At 32.4% G+C, this 16,864-nt stretch carries 14 protein-coding genes and 1 riboswitch; of the genes, 4 read left to right on the forward strand and 10 right to left on the reverse strand.

What is annotated here, in order from left to right; genetic code table 11:
• Nucleotides 1–90 precede the first annotated feature (90 nt).
• Nucleotides 91–1,689: an alpha-glucoside-specific PTS transporter subunit IIBC gene (locus Q4528_RS11910; protein WP_017636470.1), complete on the reverse strand. Its 1,599-nt coding sequence runs from the start codon at nucleotides 1,687–1,689 to the stop codon at nucleotides 91–93.
• Between the two features lie 208 nt (nucleotides 1,690–1,897).
• Here Q4528_RS11910 and Q4528_RS11915 point away from each other — a divergent pair, with 208 nt between their 5' ends.
• Nucleotides 1,898–2,659 carry a MurR/RpiR family transcriptional regulator gene (locus Q4528_RS11915; RefSeq protein WP_017636471.1) on the forward strand — a complete coding sequence of 254 codons (762 nt, stop codon included), beginning with the start codon at nucleotides 1,898–1,900 and terminating at the stop codon, nucleotides 2,657–2,659.
• A gap of 58 nt (nucleotides 2,660–2,717) precedes the next feature.
• On the opposite strand, the gene Q4528_RS11920 is transcribed toward Q4528_RS11915, so the two are convergent.
• From Q4528_RS11920 to hutU, 8 genes are all read right to left on the reverse strand, one after another.
• Nucleotides 2,718–3,230, reverse strand: a complete 513-nt coding sequence (locus Q4528_RS11920) for an SRPBCC family protein (RefSeq protein WP_017636472.1) — start codon at nucleotides 3,228–3,230, stop codon at nucleotides 2,718–2,720.
• Nucleotides 3,231–3,474: 244 nt separating this feature from the next.
• Nucleotides 3,475–4,767 (reverse strand): Na+/H+ antiporter NhaC family protein, encoded by a 1,293-nt coding sequence (locus tag Q4528_RS11925; protein WP_046467116.1) that lies wholly within the window; start codon nucleotides 4,765–4,767, stop codon nucleotides 3,475–3,477.
• Between the two features lie 81 nt (nucleotides 4,768–4,848).
• Nucleotides 4,849–4,946, reverse strand: a riboswitch (SAM riboswitch).
• A 53-nt stretch (nucleotides 4,947–4,999) separates the two neighbouring features.
• Nucleotides 5,000–5,572, reverse strand: coding sequence for a hypothetical protein (locus Q4528_RS11930; protein WP_046467115.1), 573 nt, complete (start codon nucleotides 5,570–5,572; stop codon nucleotides 5,000–5,002).
• 259 nt (nucleotides 5,573–5,831) lie between these two features.
• The gene (locus Q4528_RS11935) at nucleotides 5,832–6,713 is read right to left on the reverse strand and encodes an SDR family oxidoreductase (RefSeq protein ID WP_017636476.1); all 882 of its coding nucleotides are present in this window, start codon (nucleotides 6,711–6,713) and stop codon (nucleotides 5,832–5,834) included.
• A 149-nt stretch (nucleotides 6,714–6,862) separates the two neighbouring features.
• Complete coding sequence (locus Q4528_RS11940) at nucleotides 6,863–7,984, reverse strand: amidohydrolase (protein WP_046467114.1); 1,122 nt, start codon at nucleotides 7,982–7,984, stop codon at nucleotides 6,863–6,865.
• Nucleotides 7,977–9,158: a SulP family inorganic anion transporter gene (locus Q4528_RS11945; protein WP_017636478.1), complete on the reverse strand. Its 1,182-nt coding sequence runs from the start codon at nucleotides 9,156–9,158 to the stop codon at nucleotides 7,977–7,979. The genes Q4528_RS11940 and Q4528_RS11945 overlap by 8 nt, the downstream gene beginning before the upstream one ends.
• Before the next feature lie 136 nt (nucleotides 9,159–9,294).
• Nucleotides 9,295–10,530, reverse strand: coding sequence for an imidazolonepropionase (hutI, locus tag Q4528_RS11950; protein ID WP_046467113.1), 1,236 nt, complete (start codon nucleotides 10,528–10,530; stop codon nucleotides 9,295–9,297).
• Nucleotides 10,530–12,191 carry a urocanate hydratase gene (gene hutU, locus Q4528_RS11955; RefSeq protein ID WP_303521722.1) on the reverse strand — a complete coding sequence of 554 codons (1,662 nt, stop codon included), beginning with the start codon at nucleotides 12,189–12,191 and terminating at the stop codon, nucleotides 10,530–10,532. Before hutU ends, hutI begins: the two co-directional genes overlap by 1 nt.
• Nucleotides 12,192–12,403: 212 nt before the next feature.
• Here hutU and Q4528_RS11960 point away from each other — a divergent pair, with 212 nt between their 5' ends.
• Complete coding sequence (locus Q4528_RS11960) at nucleotides 12,404–13,273, forward strand: LysR family transcriptional regulator (protein WP_046467111.1); 870 nt, start codon at nucleotides 12,404–12,406, stop codon at nucleotides 13,271–13,273.
• Here the strand turns inward: Q4528_RS11960 and hutG are convergent.
• Nucleotides 13,268–14,203, reverse strand: coding sequence for a formimidoylglutamase (gene hutG / locus Q4528_RS11965; protein ID WP_017636482.1), 936 nt, complete (start codon nucleotides 14,201–14,203; stop codon nucleotides 13,268–13,270). The genes Q4528_RS11960 and hutG overlap by 6 nt on opposite strands.
• A 235-nt stretch (nucleotides 14,204–14,438) precedes the next feature.
• On the opposite strand from hutG, the gene sdpC reads away from it, so the two are divergent.
• A complete protein-coding gene (gene sdpC / locus Q4528_RS11970) occupies nucleotides 14,439–15,554 on the forward strand; it encodes a peptidoglycan release complex CPBP-like subunit SdpC (RefSeq protein ID WP_046467110.1) in 1,116 nt (371 codons plus the stop codon).
• Nucleotides 15,555–15,680: 126 nt separating this feature from the next.
• Nucleotides 15,681–16,820 carry an FAD-dependent oxidoreductase gene (locus Q4528_RS11975; RefSeq protein ID WP_046467109.1) on the forward strand — a complete coding sequence of 380 codons (1,140 nt, stop codon included), beginning with the start codon at nucleotides 15,681–15,683 and terminating at the stop codon, nucleotides 16,818–16,820.
• The last annotated feature ends 44 nt before the right edge of the window (nucleotides 16,821–16,864 follow it).

Raw genomic sequence — 16,864 nt, forward strand, 5'->3', positions numbered from 1 at the left:
GTAAATAAAGAAGCCAGTAAATGAATTTGTTAAAACTCATTTACTGGCTATTTCTCTAGGGTTTATGTCCCAGACTCTTATTTTTATTTATTATTTATCATTTTCATCATAAACCAGATGTTCAAACGATTCTCTAACCTGTGGTACAGACATTCCTACTACCACTTGAACACTTTTACCACTTTTAACTAGACCGTGAGCCATTTGATTATGTGTAAAATAACTACTATCTTCTACTTTATTTTCATCTTTCACAGTTAAACGTAATCGAGTTGTACAGTTAGTCACATCTTTAATGTTCTCTTTACCGCCTAAACCATCTAAATAATATGCTGCTTTATCATCATACTCATTCCCAGTTGACGTATGTTTTGTAGCATCTTCTTGTCCTTTTTTCTCTTTATAATCTTGTTTAGAGAATAGTTTAACTTCTTCTTCATTTTTGCGTCGTCCAGGTAATGGAATATCAAATTTTAATATTAAGAATCTGAATAAAACATAATATATACCTACGAATATAAGTCCTATTACCACTTGAATCACATACGTCATCCAGTGTTCTTTACCAAGTGGTATCCAATTAGTAGCTAAGAAATCTAGGACGCCACCACCCATATTACCAACTAAACCGAAACCGTACATAATTGTATCCATTGTTGCAGCTAACAATGCGTGTAATACGAATAAGAATGGTGCGATAAATAAGAATGTAAATTCTAAAGGTTCAGTAATACCTGCTACAACAGCTGTTAATGTTGCAGGTATTAATAAAGCTGCTACTTTTTTACGGTTTTCTTTAGGTGTTGTTGAATACATAGCTAATGCAATACCTAAACAACCAAATACTTTACCATTTCCTTGTAGCATAAAGCCATATGGAAATTGTTCTTTTAATGGTTTACTGCTTTCGGCAAATTGATTTAAATGTTGTAACCATTCCGCTTTAAGTCCATGATTCACGACTACTGGTCCAACTTCAATTGGTGCATAAATAAAGTGATGTAAGCCAGTAGGTATTAATACCCTTTCTAAGAAGTGGTATAACCATACTCCTACATAGCCTGAACCAATAATAAAATGTTGGATAGATGCAATACCATTTTGAATAGTTGGCCATACTACGCAAGTAATTGCAGCAACAGGTAACATCACAAAGAAAGAAATCGTTACTACAAATGTTAGACCTTGGAACACACCTAACATTTCTGGTAAACGTTTACTATAGTAGCGATTATGTATCCAAGTAATGATCCCTGAAATGATAATACCACCTAAAATATTAGTATCTAATGTCTCGATACCCGCTATTGCTTTTAATCCAGTAACATTTTCTACACCTTTTTCCAAGTTAGCACCAAATGTATGTGGCCACTGCGTTAATATCGCATTGATAAATGTATTAAACATTAAATAGCCCATTAATGCTGCTAGTGCGGCATGACCTGGTGCTTTTTTAGCTAATGATAGTGGTAATCCTACTACAAATACGATTTCCATATGATTGAAAATAACCCAACCACCAGATTCTATCACTGACCAAAATTTAAACCAAAACGTATGTTGATCTGCTAAACCACCCATTATAGTAGGATTTTTAAATAAAGTTGCAAATCCAAGGACAATACCAAAGAAAGCAAACATTAATACCGGCACAATCATTGCGCTACCAAATCGTTTGATTGCATTCATTATAATAACCTCCACATCCCAATGTCGTTTTATTCGTATCAAACCTCGTATTTATAAACAAGGTGTCACCGAAATATCTTATATCTAATATATAGTAAACGCTTACATACTCTCAATGTCATTGACGAATTTTGAAAGTATTTTGTATAATCAGATTATGTTTTCATATGATGAAAATTTTTTCAACATTAATAAACGAGGTGTCATCATGATTTTAGATGAACGAGTTAATATGAATTTTAATCAACTTAATGACAACGATTTGCAAATTGCACATTTCGTTAATAACCATATAGATTTATGTAAAAATTTAAAAATACAAGACTTATCTCAACACACACATGCATCTAATGCGACTATTCACCGCTTCACGCGTAAATTGGGGTTTGATGGTTATAGTGATTTCAAATCATTTTTGAAGTTTGAAAGTGAAAAGAAAAATCAGTTACCATCTGACTCTATTGAATCTTTTAGACAAGAAATTGAAAATACATTTAGTTATTTAGATAGAATTGATTATGAGTTATTAACAAATAAAATGAACGAGGCTGGAACAATATACTTATATGGTACAGGGCGAGCACAAATGAATGTGGCTGAAGAAGCACAACGTATCTTATTAACTATGCACAAAAATATTATTATTCTCCATGATGTTCATGAATTAAAGATGGTTTTAAACAAAACAGTGCCTCAAGACCTGTTCTTCATCATTTCTTTATCAGGCGAAACATTTCAACTGAAAGAAGTAACTCAGCTATTAAAATTACGCCAAAAATACTTTATATCAGTAACAACGATGAAAGATAATACATTAGCCCAGCAAGCCGATTATAATGTTTATGTATCTAGTAATACTTTTTATTTAAATGATGGCACTGATTATTCTAGTTTTATCAGTTATCATATTTTCTTTGAAACATTACTTCGAAAATACAATGAACGTAAAGAAAAAGAAGAACTCAAATAAAAAAACGCAAGCATCGGTAACCTAAATGTTTAGGTTAAACCAATTTGCTTGCGTCTTTTTAATTATTTTTTTGTTCTTCAATTTCTTCTAATACAGTATTCATTTTATCAAACATTAATTCGAAACCATGTGCTGTAGAGTCATGATATTCTTTCTTTTTCTGTTTGTACTCAAGATTAGTCAATCTTCTTTCACGTTCAATATAAGATTGGTAATAGAAAAACATTTGTGTGCCACCTGATTCACGTTCGAAGAATTCAACTTCAATAATATCTTCTTCGTTACTTAATCCAGGCATACCAATAGTCATTTTGACAAATTCATCCATCACTAATTCTTCATAAGTACCTTCAATAATATTTTGCTTACCATTTCTACTATCTACAATGCGGTACTTACCGCCTTCTTGAACGTCAGCTTCAAATGATTTATTAGTACGTTTAGACGTCATAAACCATTGTTTTAAAATATCTTCTTTTGTCCAAGCTTCATAAATAGTTTCAGGTGAATATTTAAATAAACGTTCAATATCAATTTCTACATATTCATTTTCCACATTATACTTTGCCACTATATGTCACCTACTTTCACTCTTATTTCTATTCTAACGTATTTACTCAAACTTCCAAACATTTATCCTTAAAAATGCTTAATCTTTGATACATTTAATCTAATTTACCATTAAACTCTATTATTTAAACATCTCTATATAGAAACTAAAGATAACATTATTTTCATATCAATCATTTAAAAATCCGAGACTTAGTTTAGTCTCAGATTTATATTAAAATATGATTCATTAGTCAACATTTACGCTATCTTTTTTTTAATTTCGGATAACCAAAGATGATTGCTATTAATCCACAAATACCTAACATAATCGGATAAATACTATAAGGTACTAGTAAAAATGGTGAAATGCCTGCTACACCAGCAGCAGAAATAACTTGTGGACTATATGGTAATAACCCTTGGAAACAACCTCCAAATATATCTAATATACTTGCTGATTTACGTGGATCAACATCATATTCATCAGCAATATTTTTGGCTAATGGTCCTGACATAATAATTGAAATCGTATTATTAGCAGTTGATATATCTGCAACACTGACTAAACTAGCAATACCTAATTCCGCGCCTCGTTTAGATCTTACTCTGTCTCTAACGAAATTGAGCAACCAATCAATCCCGCCATTATGTTGTATCAGACCGACTAAACCACCAATAAGTAAAGCAATCATTGCAATATCTTCCATTCCGATAATACCTTTGGATACTGCATTCAATAAACCTTTCCATCCGAAAGAGCCGTCGATAAGGCCAATCATTCCAGATAAAACTGTCCCACCAATCAGAACAATAATAACATTAACGCCCACTAGTGCTAATATCAGTACAAGTAAGTACGGAATGACTTTAACTAATTGGAAATCATAACTTTTAGTATGATCCATGGAAATTCCATTCGTTAATAAAAATAGAATAATAATTGTTAAAATCGCACCTGGTAATACAATTCTAAAATTGACTTTAAATTTATCTTTCATCTTTGTATGTTGCGTACGTACTGCTGCAATCGTTGTATCTGAAATCATAGAAAGGTTATCTCCGAACATCGCACCGCCAACTACTGTTGCCATTGCTAGTGCTGCTGATACGTCAGTAGCTTGTGCAAAACCAAATCCAACAGGCGCAATCGCTGCAACTGTTCCAACTGAAGTACCCATAGAAATAGAAACAAACATACAAATGATAAATAAACCTACAATGATTAAGTTTTCAGGAATAAGTGACAAACCAAGATTAACAGTTGAACTCACGCCTCCCATTTTCTCTGTAGTCGTTGAGAAAGCGCCTGCCAAAATAAATATAAGCATCATCAAAATAATATTTGAATGTCCTGCGCCTTTAGTAAACACTTCAACTTTTGTAGCAAATTTTTCTTTACGATTCATTAACAAAGCTACGATAACAGTTATTGTAATCGCTACATTTAAAGGCATAGTGGTGAAATCTCCTGAAATAATACCTACACCTAAAAATAACAACATAAATAATAATAAAGGAAATAACGCCCAAGCATTACCCTTCTTAGTTTTTTCCATAATTAGACCTACTTCCTATATTAATAAAAAATACCTCTTTTCTAATTATTTAAGAAAAGAGGTTTGCCTTCAATTACTATCCCCTTATCTTCAAACCTCAATTGGTTTCTGGAATTGGCACATGATTATATGTTGCCGAAGCTTCATAGGGCCAGTCCCTCCACTTCTCTAGATAAGTGATTTGCATTTAAATTTTACGTTACAAGATAATTCCAATAACGTCAATCATAAATTATAATTTCGTCGTAAAGTATTTATCATAGATAATTAATCCTATTGCTACTAATAATAGTAATCCAACGGCTATACCAAAGACAATCCACCATTTTAGATAAAGTGAGATTATCATAGCTATAATAGAAATAATGGTAACGATTATGGCTACTATTTTAAGTTGACGTTCAAGTTTTTCAGAAATGACTTTATACTCATGATTAGATTTTTTTAACGTTTGTTCATCGATTTTTAATTTAGTTTCTAAAAAGTAAATGAATGAAGATGCTAATAATAATAGTAAAAACCCAATCCAAGGGTTTGCGCTTTGTAATAAAGCTACTGAAGCAAAACCTATATAAAAAATCCCTGCAATACAACCTAATAATCGATCTATGATTGGACTAATCCATATCTTGTTATGTTTAATATTTCGATTTACAAAATATAAATTCTTCAATATATTGCTAATAACGAATATTGGTACTACTAAAAAGAAAAACCATTTAAATGATGGGAAGAATGGAATAAAACTTATACCTATAACTAATGCAATAAAAGGAATTAATCTAATGATTTGATCTTTATTCATATAGTGTGCTCCTTTATATTTAAAAGATATTTATACAACTAACTAATCACTTTCCCCTATTATTTCTGATTACTGTAATTAAAGTTAAAGCACTTTACATAATTTTATTATTTATTTTGTATTGTAATTATACATTATTCGCATTTAATTTCCAAATTCATTTTGAATTTATTTAATTTAAACTATATGTTAAACATAAAAAAGTCGATAAAGCATCTTAGCTTTATCGACTTAAATTTCAATTATCCATTTAAAATTTCTAATCTATTTGAATGCCGCCTGTGACACCAAACACTTGTCCAGTTGTATAACTAGATTCTTCTGCAGCTAGTAAAACATAAGTACCAGATAATTCAACTGGTTGACCTGCTCTACCTAATGGGGTTTGTTGACCAAATTCAGGAATATTAGATTGTGGTTGGCCTCCTGTAATTTGTAATGGAGACCAGAATGGACCAGGTGCGACGCAGTTAACTCGGATACCTTTAGGACCAAGTTCTTCAGATAAACTTTTAGTTAGTGAAATAATCGCTGCTTTTGAAGCGGCATAGTCGTGTAATATTGGGCTTGGATTGTATCCTTGTACAGATGATGTTGTAGTAATTGATGCACCTGGTTGTAAATAATCAAGTGCTTTTTGAACTGTCCAAAAGATTGGGTATACGTTAGTTTCAAATGTTTCTGCGAATGATTGTGTATCAAATCCTTTAATGTCATCATGATATTGTTGATGACCTGCCACTAAAGTTACATTATCCAATCCACCTAATTGTTCATAGGCTTCTGCGACCATGTCATAGTTAAATTGTTCATTTCTAACATCACCAGGGATAAGCACTGCTTGTTGTCCTGCTTCTTCAATGACGTGTTTAACTTCTTGTGCATCTTTCTCTTCACTTGGAAGATAATTAATTGCGACATCTGCACCTTCTTTAGCATAGGCTATAGCTGCTGCACGTCCAATAGCTGAGTCGCCACCTGTGACTAACACTTTAAATCCTTTTAATCTGTCATGACCTATATATGATGTTTCACCACAATCTGGCTCTGGTGTTAAATCACTTTGCAAACCAGGGAGTGATTGTTCTTGTTTTTCATATTCAGTTGTTTTAAATTTATTTCTTGGATCTTGTGCTGACATTTCAAAATCATCTCCTAATATCTATATGTTCTGTTTATACCCAAGTATATCTACTCTCTAATCATTTTTAATTTTTCTAAAATTTAATTTAATAAAAAACACAGTTACTATTGATTTCTTTTTAAAATACAATAGCAACTGTGTTAATTTTATTGATTTAGTAATTTTTTAACTAACTCTACAAAATATGAAGGAACCTTTTCCAATATACGTTCATCCGGATCAAATAGAGGATGATGTAAATCATATTCACTGTTTGAACCAATAAATGCAAATACACCAGGATAAATTTCAGTGTAGCCTGAGAAATCTTCTCCGATTGTCAGTGGCAAGTCCATAATTGAAACATTATAACCAACTGTTTCTGCCACTTCAATTGCGGTCTCTGTTAACTGATCATCATTAATAACAGTACCAGGCAATCTAGTATATTGGCATTCTACTTCTATATTAAATGTCTTCGCTAGGCCACTCGCTATATCTTTCATTCTTTGTTCAATATAATCTCGATGTTCAGGTTTAAATGATCGCACAGTTCCTTGTACATATGCATGATCTGCAATAACGTTCCATGTATTCCCACATGAAATTTCTCCAATAGTAACAACTGCGCTATCAAACGCAGATAAATTTCTACTTACAATTGTTTGTAGACTATTGATAAGCTGTCCTAATGCTACAGTTGGATCATTTCCTTGTTCAGGTTTAGCAGCATGTGCCCCTTTACCTTTAATTTTAAATTCAAATCGGTCGACAGCAGAAGTAATTGCTCCTTTTTTAATAGCAAATTCGCCTATATCCATTGTAGGATAATTATGAAAGCCTAAGACCGCTTTGACTCCATCTAATGCTCCTGTTTTAACTATTTTTCGAGCACCATAACCTAATTCTTCAGCAGGTTGAAATATAATTCTTACACGTCCGTTTAATTCATTTTCTTGTGCTTTTAATTGAGTTGCCACACCTAAAATACTAGCCATATGTATATCATGACCACAAGCGTGCATAACGCCTTCATTAGTAGAAGTAAATTCATGTTCTACTTGTTCATTAATTGGTAGCGCATCTATGTCTGTTCTGACAGCTATTAATTGCTCGCCTTGACCTACTTCAGCAACTAATCCAGTATCTAATGGTAAATCTAATATGGTAATGTCGTGTGCTTCTAAAATACGTTTAAGTCGTTGTGTCGTTTCATATTCCTTTTCTGATAGTTCCGGAAATTGGTGAAAAGTCCTTCTCCAATTCACATAATCAGTATAATTAGTCATTTGTAACATCACCCTTCTTAAAGAGATAAAATATAATATAATAAATAATCGTGCCCACTATTACACCTATAGCTAAATTATTAGTCATAAGAATAAGTATGATAGTTAATAACATAATACTACTATGCATAATCGGCGCTTCTTTAATATGACTCACTGTACGTCTATCGAATGTATTAAGAGAAACTGTTACTAATACAACAGCTAGCACTACCATTGGAATTAAACCAACTATTGGCCCTAATAACACCATACATAATACTAATAAAATACCAGTCATTAATGTAGATAGCCGAGTTGTTGCGCCCATTTTATAATTAAATTTAGATTGTCCTACTAACCCACTAGAACCATAACCACCGACAATACCTACGATAATGTTAGAAATTCCTTGTCCTCTTATTTCTTTATCTTTATTAGATGTTGTGTTACTGATTGCATCCATCATATTCGCAGTTAAATTAGTTTGAATGACTGCAATCACTGACATCGTAAATGCATACTTAAATATAATCAACCAATCAAAAATTGTCATTGATGAATTTAGGGATGTTAATTGTGGCATTTTAAATTTAATATTAGCTAAATCGTGAACATACTGTAAATGTGGGTGAATCATTGTCGTTAATAACGTAATGATGATAATAGCTACTAATGGTGCAGGTATGGTTTGAATCCATTTTCCAGATAGATAAATCACTATAAAGGTTAAACACGCAACGATATATGTAGATAATGATACACCGAATATATATTTAATTTGAGTAGTTAATAGTAATATCCCCAATGCATTCATAAAGCCAATGACAACAGTTTTAGGGATATAATTAAGTAATTTATCTATATGACAAAAGCTATATATAATTAAAAGGACACCCATCATTATTGTTGCTAAAAATAAATAATGTGTGCCATATTGATTAACTAAAGGTGCACCTATAATAGATATGCCACTACTTGGACCTGAAACCATTGCAATTCTTTTTCCCAGTATACTCATTAAACACATCATTAACCCACAACTCATTAATCCAATTGAAGGTGGAACATGAACAATAAAAGAAAATGCTATAGTTACAGGTAATAAAGCTAACCCCATTAAAATACCGGAAAGTATGTTTTGTCGATATTGGCCTTGCCATTGTTTTAAGTATTGCGTTCGTACCAACATCATGTGTAGCCAACTCCTTATAAATTCATGTTAACACAATTGTCAAACTATTCTAATAAATGTACATTTTTTCTCTTATATATAAAAAGAACCGTGTCTTCATATCGACACGGTTCCACATGGTTAAATTATGAATGAATTAATCTAATGAAAATTCGTTATCAACAATGACTCTACCATCTTTGATAACTTTTTGTGCATGGTTAATACCAAAGTGATAAGGAATATATTCGTGGTTAGGTGCATTCCAAATAACGATATTGGCTTTGTCACCTTCATTAATTGTACCTGCATCTAAATCAATCGCTTTTGCTGCATTAACTGTAACAGCATTCCAAACTTCATTTGGAGATAGTTTTAATTTTAATGCAGCAATCGCCATAGCTAATTGTAAGTTATTCGTTACACTACTACCTGGATTGTAATCCGTTGCAATAGCAATTGCACCGTTATTATCTAACATGCCTCTTGCATCAGCATAGTCATTTTTATCTAAATAAAATGTTGTAGCTGGTAATAGTACTGCTACTGTATCACTATTTTTTAATTTTGCTTTACCTTCAGCGCTTGAAGCAACAAGGTGATCTGCAGAAATGGCATTTTCATCAATTGCTAATTCTAAGCCACCTAATGGGTCTATTTCATCAGCATGAATTTTCACTTTGAATCCTGCTTCTTTAGCTTTTTGCATATAATGTCTAGATTCTTCAACTGAGAATACACCTGTTTCACAGAAGATATCTGCAAAATCAGCATATTCCTTAACTTCTGGAAGTAATTCAATCATTTCATTTAAGAATGCTTCATTTGATTCTGCTTCCTCAGGTACTGCATGCGGTCCTAAGAAAGTATGTTTCATATCTAATCCATATTTCTCAGCTAAACGATTAGATACTCTTAATTGTTTAAGTTCATTTTCTTTATCTAAACCATAACCACTTTTACTTTCAACACCTAATACACCATGTTGAACCATAGTTAATAAGTCATGTTCTGCTTTTTTGAATAAGTCATCTTCGCTAATTTCACGTGTAGCTTTTACTGTTGAAAGAATGCCACCGCCAGATTCTAATATTTCTAAATAAGATTTCCCTTGACGTTTAAGTGACATTTCGTGTTCTCTTGAGCCACCGAATATTAAATGCGTATGTGCATCAAATAAGGATGGAGATACTACTTTACCAGTAGCATCTATGATTTGTTCTGCTTCATATTTATCTGTATAAGGGCCAGAATAAACAATCTTTCCATCTTTTACTACAACTGTACCATTTTCAATAACATCTAATTCATCAAGTTCTGCACCTTTTAATGGACGATCAGTAGATTTTGGTAAAATAAGTTCTTTGATATTTTGAATAATTAAATCATTCATTATTTATCCTCCGTTTCATCGATCATAGGAATTTTGATGCCTTTGTCTTTCGCAGTTTGAATTGCGATATCATAACCAGCATCTGCGTGTCTCACTACTCCCATACCCGGATCTGTAGTTAATACACGTCCTAAACGACGATCTGCACGTTCTGAACCATCAGCTACAACAACCATACCAGCGTGTAGAGAATAACCCATACCTACACCGCCACCGTGATGGAATGAAATCCAAGAACCACCAGCTGCAGTGTTAATTAAGGCATTTAATACCGCCCAGTCACCAACTGCGTCACTGCCATCTCTCATACCTTCTGTTTCACGGTTTGGACTAGCTACTGAACCTGAATCTAAGTGATCTCGACCGATAACGATTGGTGCTGAAATTTCACCGTCACGAACTAATTTGTTTAGTGCTAATCCCATTTTCGCACGTTCTTCATAGCCTAACCAAGCAATTCTTGATGGTAAGCCTTGATAAGCAATTTTTTCTTCAGCTAAATCTAACCAACGAATTAATTTTTCATTTTCTGGGAATAATTTTCTCATTTCTTCATCTGCACGTTCGATATCTTTTGGATCTCCACTTAATGCAGCAAAACGGAATGGTCCTTTACCTTCACAGAATAATGGTCTAATGTATGCTGGCACAAATCCTGGGAAGTTAAATGCATTTTCTACACCATTGTCGTAAGCAACTTGACGGATATTATTACCATAGTCAAATGCTACTGCACCTTGTTTTTGGAATTCTAACATTAATTCTACATGTTTAGCCATTGAGTCTTTAGATAATTCAACGTATTTCTTAGGATCTTCTTTACGTAATTGTTTAGCTTCTTCTACTGAATAACCTTGAGGTACATAACCATTTAATGGGTCATGTGCACTTGTTTGGTCAGTAATGATATCAATTTTGAATCCTTTGTCTAAAATAGCTTTGTGTAAATCTACTGCATTACCAACTAGACCGATTGATAAAGCTTCCCCTTTTTGTCTAGCATCTTCAGCTAATTTTAATGCTTCATCTAAATCTTTAGTTTTTACATCACAATATTTTGTTTCTACACGTTTATCAACACGTGTTTCATCGACTTCAACACAAATTGCCACACCATTATTCATTGTTACAGCAAGAGGTTGAGCGCCGCCCATACCGCCTAATCCTGCAGTTAATGTCACTGTACCAGTTAAATCACTGTTATATTCTTGGTTACCAAGTTCTGCGAAAGTTTCATATGTTCCTTGAACAATACCTTGTGAACCAATATAAATCCAACTGCCTGCAGTCATTTGTCCATACATAATTAAACCTTTTTTATCTAATTCATGGAAGTGATCCCAGTTTGCCCATTTAGGTACTAAAACTGAATTTGAGATTAACACACGTGGTGCTTCTTCATGAGTTTTAAATACTGCTACTGGTTTACCAGATTGTACGAGCATTGTTTCATCTGCTTCTAAGTCTCTTAATGTATTTTCGATTGCTTCAAATGCTTTCCAGTTACGTGCCGCTTTACCGATACCTCCATAAACAACAAGTTCTTCAGGATGTTCAGCTACCTCTGGATCTAAATTATTATAAAGCATTCGTAATACCGCTTCTTGTTCCCAACCTTTACACTCGATATCTAAACCTTTTTTTGCATGAATTTCTCTCATTACTATCTCTCCCATCCGAAATAATATCTATAAATTCAAAGTTTTTAATATGTACACTTATAGAATAACCTAAATAATCAAATAATTTAGACTATTGAACATGTACTAAATTAAGTTCTTACACGCCCATTATATTATGCTAAAATATAGATAACAAATATAAATAAACTAATTATTTATAGGTATAAACTATAACTAACTGGAGATGACTTATGAAAATCATTCAATTAGAGTACTTTTTAGCCGTTGTTAAATATAATAGTTTTACAAAAGCTGCCAATTTTTTACATATCAGTCAGCCCTCTTTAACAGCTGCTATTAAAAAGATGGAATCAGATTTAGGCTATGATTTATTTATGCGCACTACAAAAGATATTAAAATTACCGAAAAAGGTATTCAATTCTATAAATATGCGGAACAATTAGTTCAACAATATCGATCAACAATAGAAAAGATGTATGATTTAAATATTTCATCTGAACCGAGAATTAAAATTGGTATTTTAGAATCAACAAGCCAATGGATGGCAAATGTTATTCACGCTCATCATACTCAATATCCAAATCAACAATATCGTATTAATGAGGTACATGATCAACATCAATCAATTGAACAACTTATTAACTTTGATGTGCATTTTGCTTTAACAAATGAAGAAATTAGGCACCAAGATATTACTTCAATTGCACTTTACAAAGAATCCTATATTTTACTAACACCTAAAGATGCTTTTCCTAAACAAAAGACAATTCAACTAGATAGTCTACCTTTAATATTACCTAATAAAAGCTCACAAGTTCGTAAACATTTAGATGATTATTTTAATAGAATGAGTATACATCCTAATATTATTATGGAATCTGATCGCTTTGAGTCAGCTACTAATTTTGTACATTTAGGTATAGGATATGCTGTTATTCCACGATTTTATTATCAATCGTTTAATACTAGTAATTTAGACTATATTAAAATACGTCCTAATTTAGGTCGCAAAATTTATATCAACTATTTAAAAAAGAGAAAGCACTCTGAACAAGTACTTTCTCTCATCGAACAATGTATTGAATATTGGAATTTATAATAAGAAATGGTGTACTAAGTTAGCAATCAGTTTCGCAGTTCTATTATCTTGATCATACTTAGGATTCATTTCTGCGATACTAACTGATTTAACCTTATCACTTGGTACAATACGTTTAGCTAATTCAAAAACTGTGTGTGGATAGATACCTAATACTGCTGATGCGCTGACACCTGGTGCAAAGGCACTATCTACAACATCCATACAAATTGTAAACATAATCACGTCATGATCATGAATAAAGCGTTCAATCATATCTTTAATTGGTGGGGATACTTGATGTAGCAATTCATCAGCATAAACAAATGAAATGCCTTTTTCCTCTGCGTAGTCAAATAACCCTTGTGTATTGCCACCTTGAGATATACCTAGAACCATATAGTCGGCATTATCATCTTGTTCAAGAATCTGTCTAAAACTAGTTCCTGACGTTGATTCTCCTTCATCACGTGTATCAAAATGGGCATCAATATTAATAACACCAATGGATTGATTAGGATAAACTTTTCTAGTAGCTAAATATTGAGCATAAGCAATATCATGGCCGCCACCTAGAAGAAATGTTTGTTTGTGATTGTGAATAGATTTCGCTGCTAACTCTGCAAATTCTTTTTGTGTATCAATTAGTTGTTCGTTATCGTGCTCTACATTTCCGTAATCAACAATTTGTTCACATTGATTTAAATCTGGTAATCCTGCAAATGATTGTTTAATCGCATTAGGGCCTTCTTTAGCTCCAACTCGACCTTTATTTAGTTCTACGCCTTTATCAACGGCATAGCCTAACATACCTACACCTTTTTGTTCATTACTATACTCCACATTTCTTAAATCATTAAATTGAATCGTTTGAAAATGTCTAAATTGTTTAGAATCTGTTTCACTATCAAGTCTTCCTGTCCATAAGCTTGGTTCGGCTTGTTGATACATTGCTCTTCCCCCTTGATTTCATTCACTAACATTATATTTTAAGTATAACTTTAGCTTATTTTTTATTCAATGTAGTTATTTTATTCCCGATTCACTGAAATTTAATTACGTTTATAATTCATTCCTATTACATTTTGATGATAATTGAAATAGACAATTTATCTAACATCTTATAACATGTATAATTGTAAATAAAAATAATAATTGCTTGTTTCCGTAATGGAGGTTACATAAAATGAAAAACAATCGAATTTCTGGGTTTCAATGGGCAATGACAATATTCGTATTTTTTGTCATTACGATGGCCTTATTCGTAATACTTAGAGATTTTCAATCGGCAATTGGAGTAAAAAGATTTGTCTTCGATATTACTGATCTTTCTCCTTTTATCGCTGCAATCATATGTCTACTCGTCTTTAGATATAAAAAAGATCAGATGGCGAGTTTAAAACTATCATTGAGCCTTAAAGTTGTGGAGCGTATATTACTCGCTTTAATCATACCTTTATTTATATTTATCATAGGTATGTTCTGTTTCAACACGTTTGCAGATAGTTTCATACTTTTACAGGCATCAGATTTATCAGTTTCAATAACTGCTATTATAATTGGCCATTTAATTATGGCATTTGTAGTAGAATTTGGTTTTCGTTCATATTTACAACATATTGTAGAAGTTAAAATGAATACTTTCTTTGCAAGTATCGTAGTTGGTATCATTTACTCAATCTTCAATGCTAATACAACTTATGGTATAGAGTTTGCTGGTTATCATTTCTTATATACATTTGCATTCTCTATGATTGTAGGTGAATTGATTCGAGCAACTAAAGGTAGAACAATTTATATAGCTACTATTTTCCATGCTGCTATGTCATTTGGTTTAGTATTCTTGTTCAGTGAAGAAGTTGGTGACTTATTCTCTATGAAAGTCATCGCATTGGCTACTACTGCAGTAGGTTTAATCTTTATTATTTTAAGCTTAATTATACGTGCCATCTTCTATAAAAAGACAAAACAAAGTTTAGACGAAGTTGAACCTAATAATTATTTAGATCACGTAAATGACCATTCTAATGATAGTGAAACTAATAATGAAAATAATCATAATGACATTCAAGAAGATGACGCATCTGATTCTCGTAAACATGATCAATCCTCTGATAATGAACAACATTCTAAAACGTCTATTGATGATGAACAAGAACATGACAATGATTCTTCTGATTATTTAAGAGAACATACTTCTTATAAACAAACACGCCGTTCATCACGTCGTTCATCAGTTGTATCTGAAGCACAGGATGAAATCAAGGACTCTGAAAATTCTAGCCCTAATAACAAATACTAATTATATTAAACTCGTCTTATTCAATTTATTGAATGGATGAGTTTTTTGTTTTAAATATAGATATTTGGGGGTAAACTCTTTCAGTAATAATTTAATTATAACTATGAGTTTAAAAGGAGTAATACAATGAATATAAAAGATAGTAACAACCCTATTACAATTATCGGTGGTGGCATTGGTGGGCTGACTTTAGCTAGAGTGCTATATGTAAATGGTATTCCTGCTAAAGTTTATGAATCTGATGCCTCTCGTGATGCAAGAACTCAAGGTGGACAATTAGATATACATGAATATAATGGACAAGTTGCCTTAGAAAAAGCTAACTTATTGGACGAATTCCAATCAATTATACAAAAAGGCGCTGATGCCTCTCGCATCGTTAACCATAATGGTGACATACTTTTAGATTTACCGGATGATGAATCAAATGGACGACCTGAAGTATTACGTGGTGATTTAAGAGATATATTAATAGACTCATTGCCACATGATATGATTGTTTGGAATAAAAAAGTGGATCATGTTGAAAAATTGGATACTACACAATATAAAGTGGTATTTAGAGATGAGACATCTGTAACTACAGACAAACTTATTGGTGCTGACGGTGCTTGGTCTAAAGTTCGTAACATCTTAACAGATATTAAACCATATTATTCAGGTTATACATTTATTGAAACATATCTATATGATGTAGATAATCAATATCCTAAGACTGCTCAAAAAGTAGGAAAAGGTGCAATGTATGCTTTATCACCTAGTAAAGGTATTGTTGCACATAGAGAAGCAGGAGATATCCTTCACACATATGTACAAATGAAATGTGATATTGAATGGATCGATAGTATAGACTTTGCAAATGGTGAAATAGCGACAAAAACAATTGCTGCAGAATTTGAAGGTTGGTCACCAGAAGTAACTGCCTTAATTACTGAAGCGGATAGTTCAATTACACCTCGTAAAATTAATGCGTTACCTGATACACATCGTTGGGAACGTCAATCAGGGGTTACTTTAATTGGTGATGCTGCACACCTAATGGCTCCTTCTGGGGAGGGTGCTAATTTAGCCATGTTAGATGGAGCTGAGTTAGCGGAATTGATAGCTGAACATAGTAATAATTTTGATAAAGCAATCGAATTATATGAAGCAAAAATGTTCCCAAGAAGTGAAGCCGAAGCAAAAGAATCTCATGAATTATTAGATATTTGTCTTGGAGAGAATAGTCCTCAAAGTTTAGTTGATTTATTCAAAAGTGCTCAATAAGAATAAAATTTAGAAAAATAGCCTTAAGATGTTCTAACAAACAC

It is taken from the genome of Staphylococcus pasteuri, from assembly GCF_030547725.1.
Lineage (GTDB): Bacteria > Bacillota > Bacilli > Staphylococcales > Staphylococcaceae > Staphylococcus > Staphylococcus pasteuri.

Coding starts and splice junctions, on each gene's coding strand:
- Q4528_RS11910 (WP_017636470.1), bottom strand. CDS start 1,689: ATGAATGCAATCAAACGATTTGGTAGCGCAATGATTGTGCCGGTATTA.
- Q4528_RS11915 (WP_017636471.1), top strand. CDS start 1,898: ATGATTTTAGATGAACGAGTTAATATGAATTTTAATCAACTTAATGAC.
- Q4528_RS11925 (WP_046467116.1), bottom strand. CDS start 4,767: ATGGAAAAAACTAAGAAGGGTAATGCTTGGGCGTTATTTCCTTTATTA.
- Q4528_RS11930 (WP_046467115.1), bottom strand. CDS start 5,572: ATGAATAAAGATCAAATCATTAGATTAATTCCTTTTATTGCATTAGTT.
- Q4528_RS11935 (WP_017636476.1), bottom strand. CDS start 6,713: ATGTCAGCACAAGATCCAAGAAATAAATTTAAAACAACTGAATATGAA.
- Q4528_RS11940 (WP_046467114.1), bottom strand. CDS start 7,984: ATGACTAATTATACTGATTATGTGAATTGGAGAAGGACTTTTCACCAA.
- Q4528_RS11945 (WP_017636478.1), bottom strand. CDS start 9,158: ATGATGTTGGTACGAACGCAATACTTAAAACAATGGCAAGGCCAATAT.
- hutI (WP_046467113.1), bottom strand. CDS start 10,530: ATGAATGATTTAATTATTCAAAATATCAAAGAACTTATTTTACCAAAA.
- hutU (WP_303521722.1), bottom strand. CDS start 12,191: ATGAGAGAAATTCATGCAAAAAAAGGTTTAGATATCGAGTGTAAAGGT.
- Q4528_RS11960 (WP_046467111.1), top strand. CDS start 12,404: ATGAAAATCATTCAATTAGAGTACTTTTTAGCCGTTGTTAAATATAAT.
- hutG (WP_017636482.1), bottom strand. CDS start 14,203: ATGTATCAACAAGCCGAACCAAGCTTATGGACAGGAAGACTTGATAGT.
- sdpC (WP_046467110.1), top strand. CDS start 14,439: ATGAAAAACAATCGAATTTCTGGGTTTCAATGGGCAATGACAATATTC.
- Q4528_RS11975 (WP_046467109.1), top strand. CDS start 15,681: ATGAATATAAAAGATAGTAACAACCCTATTACAATTATCGGTGGTGGC.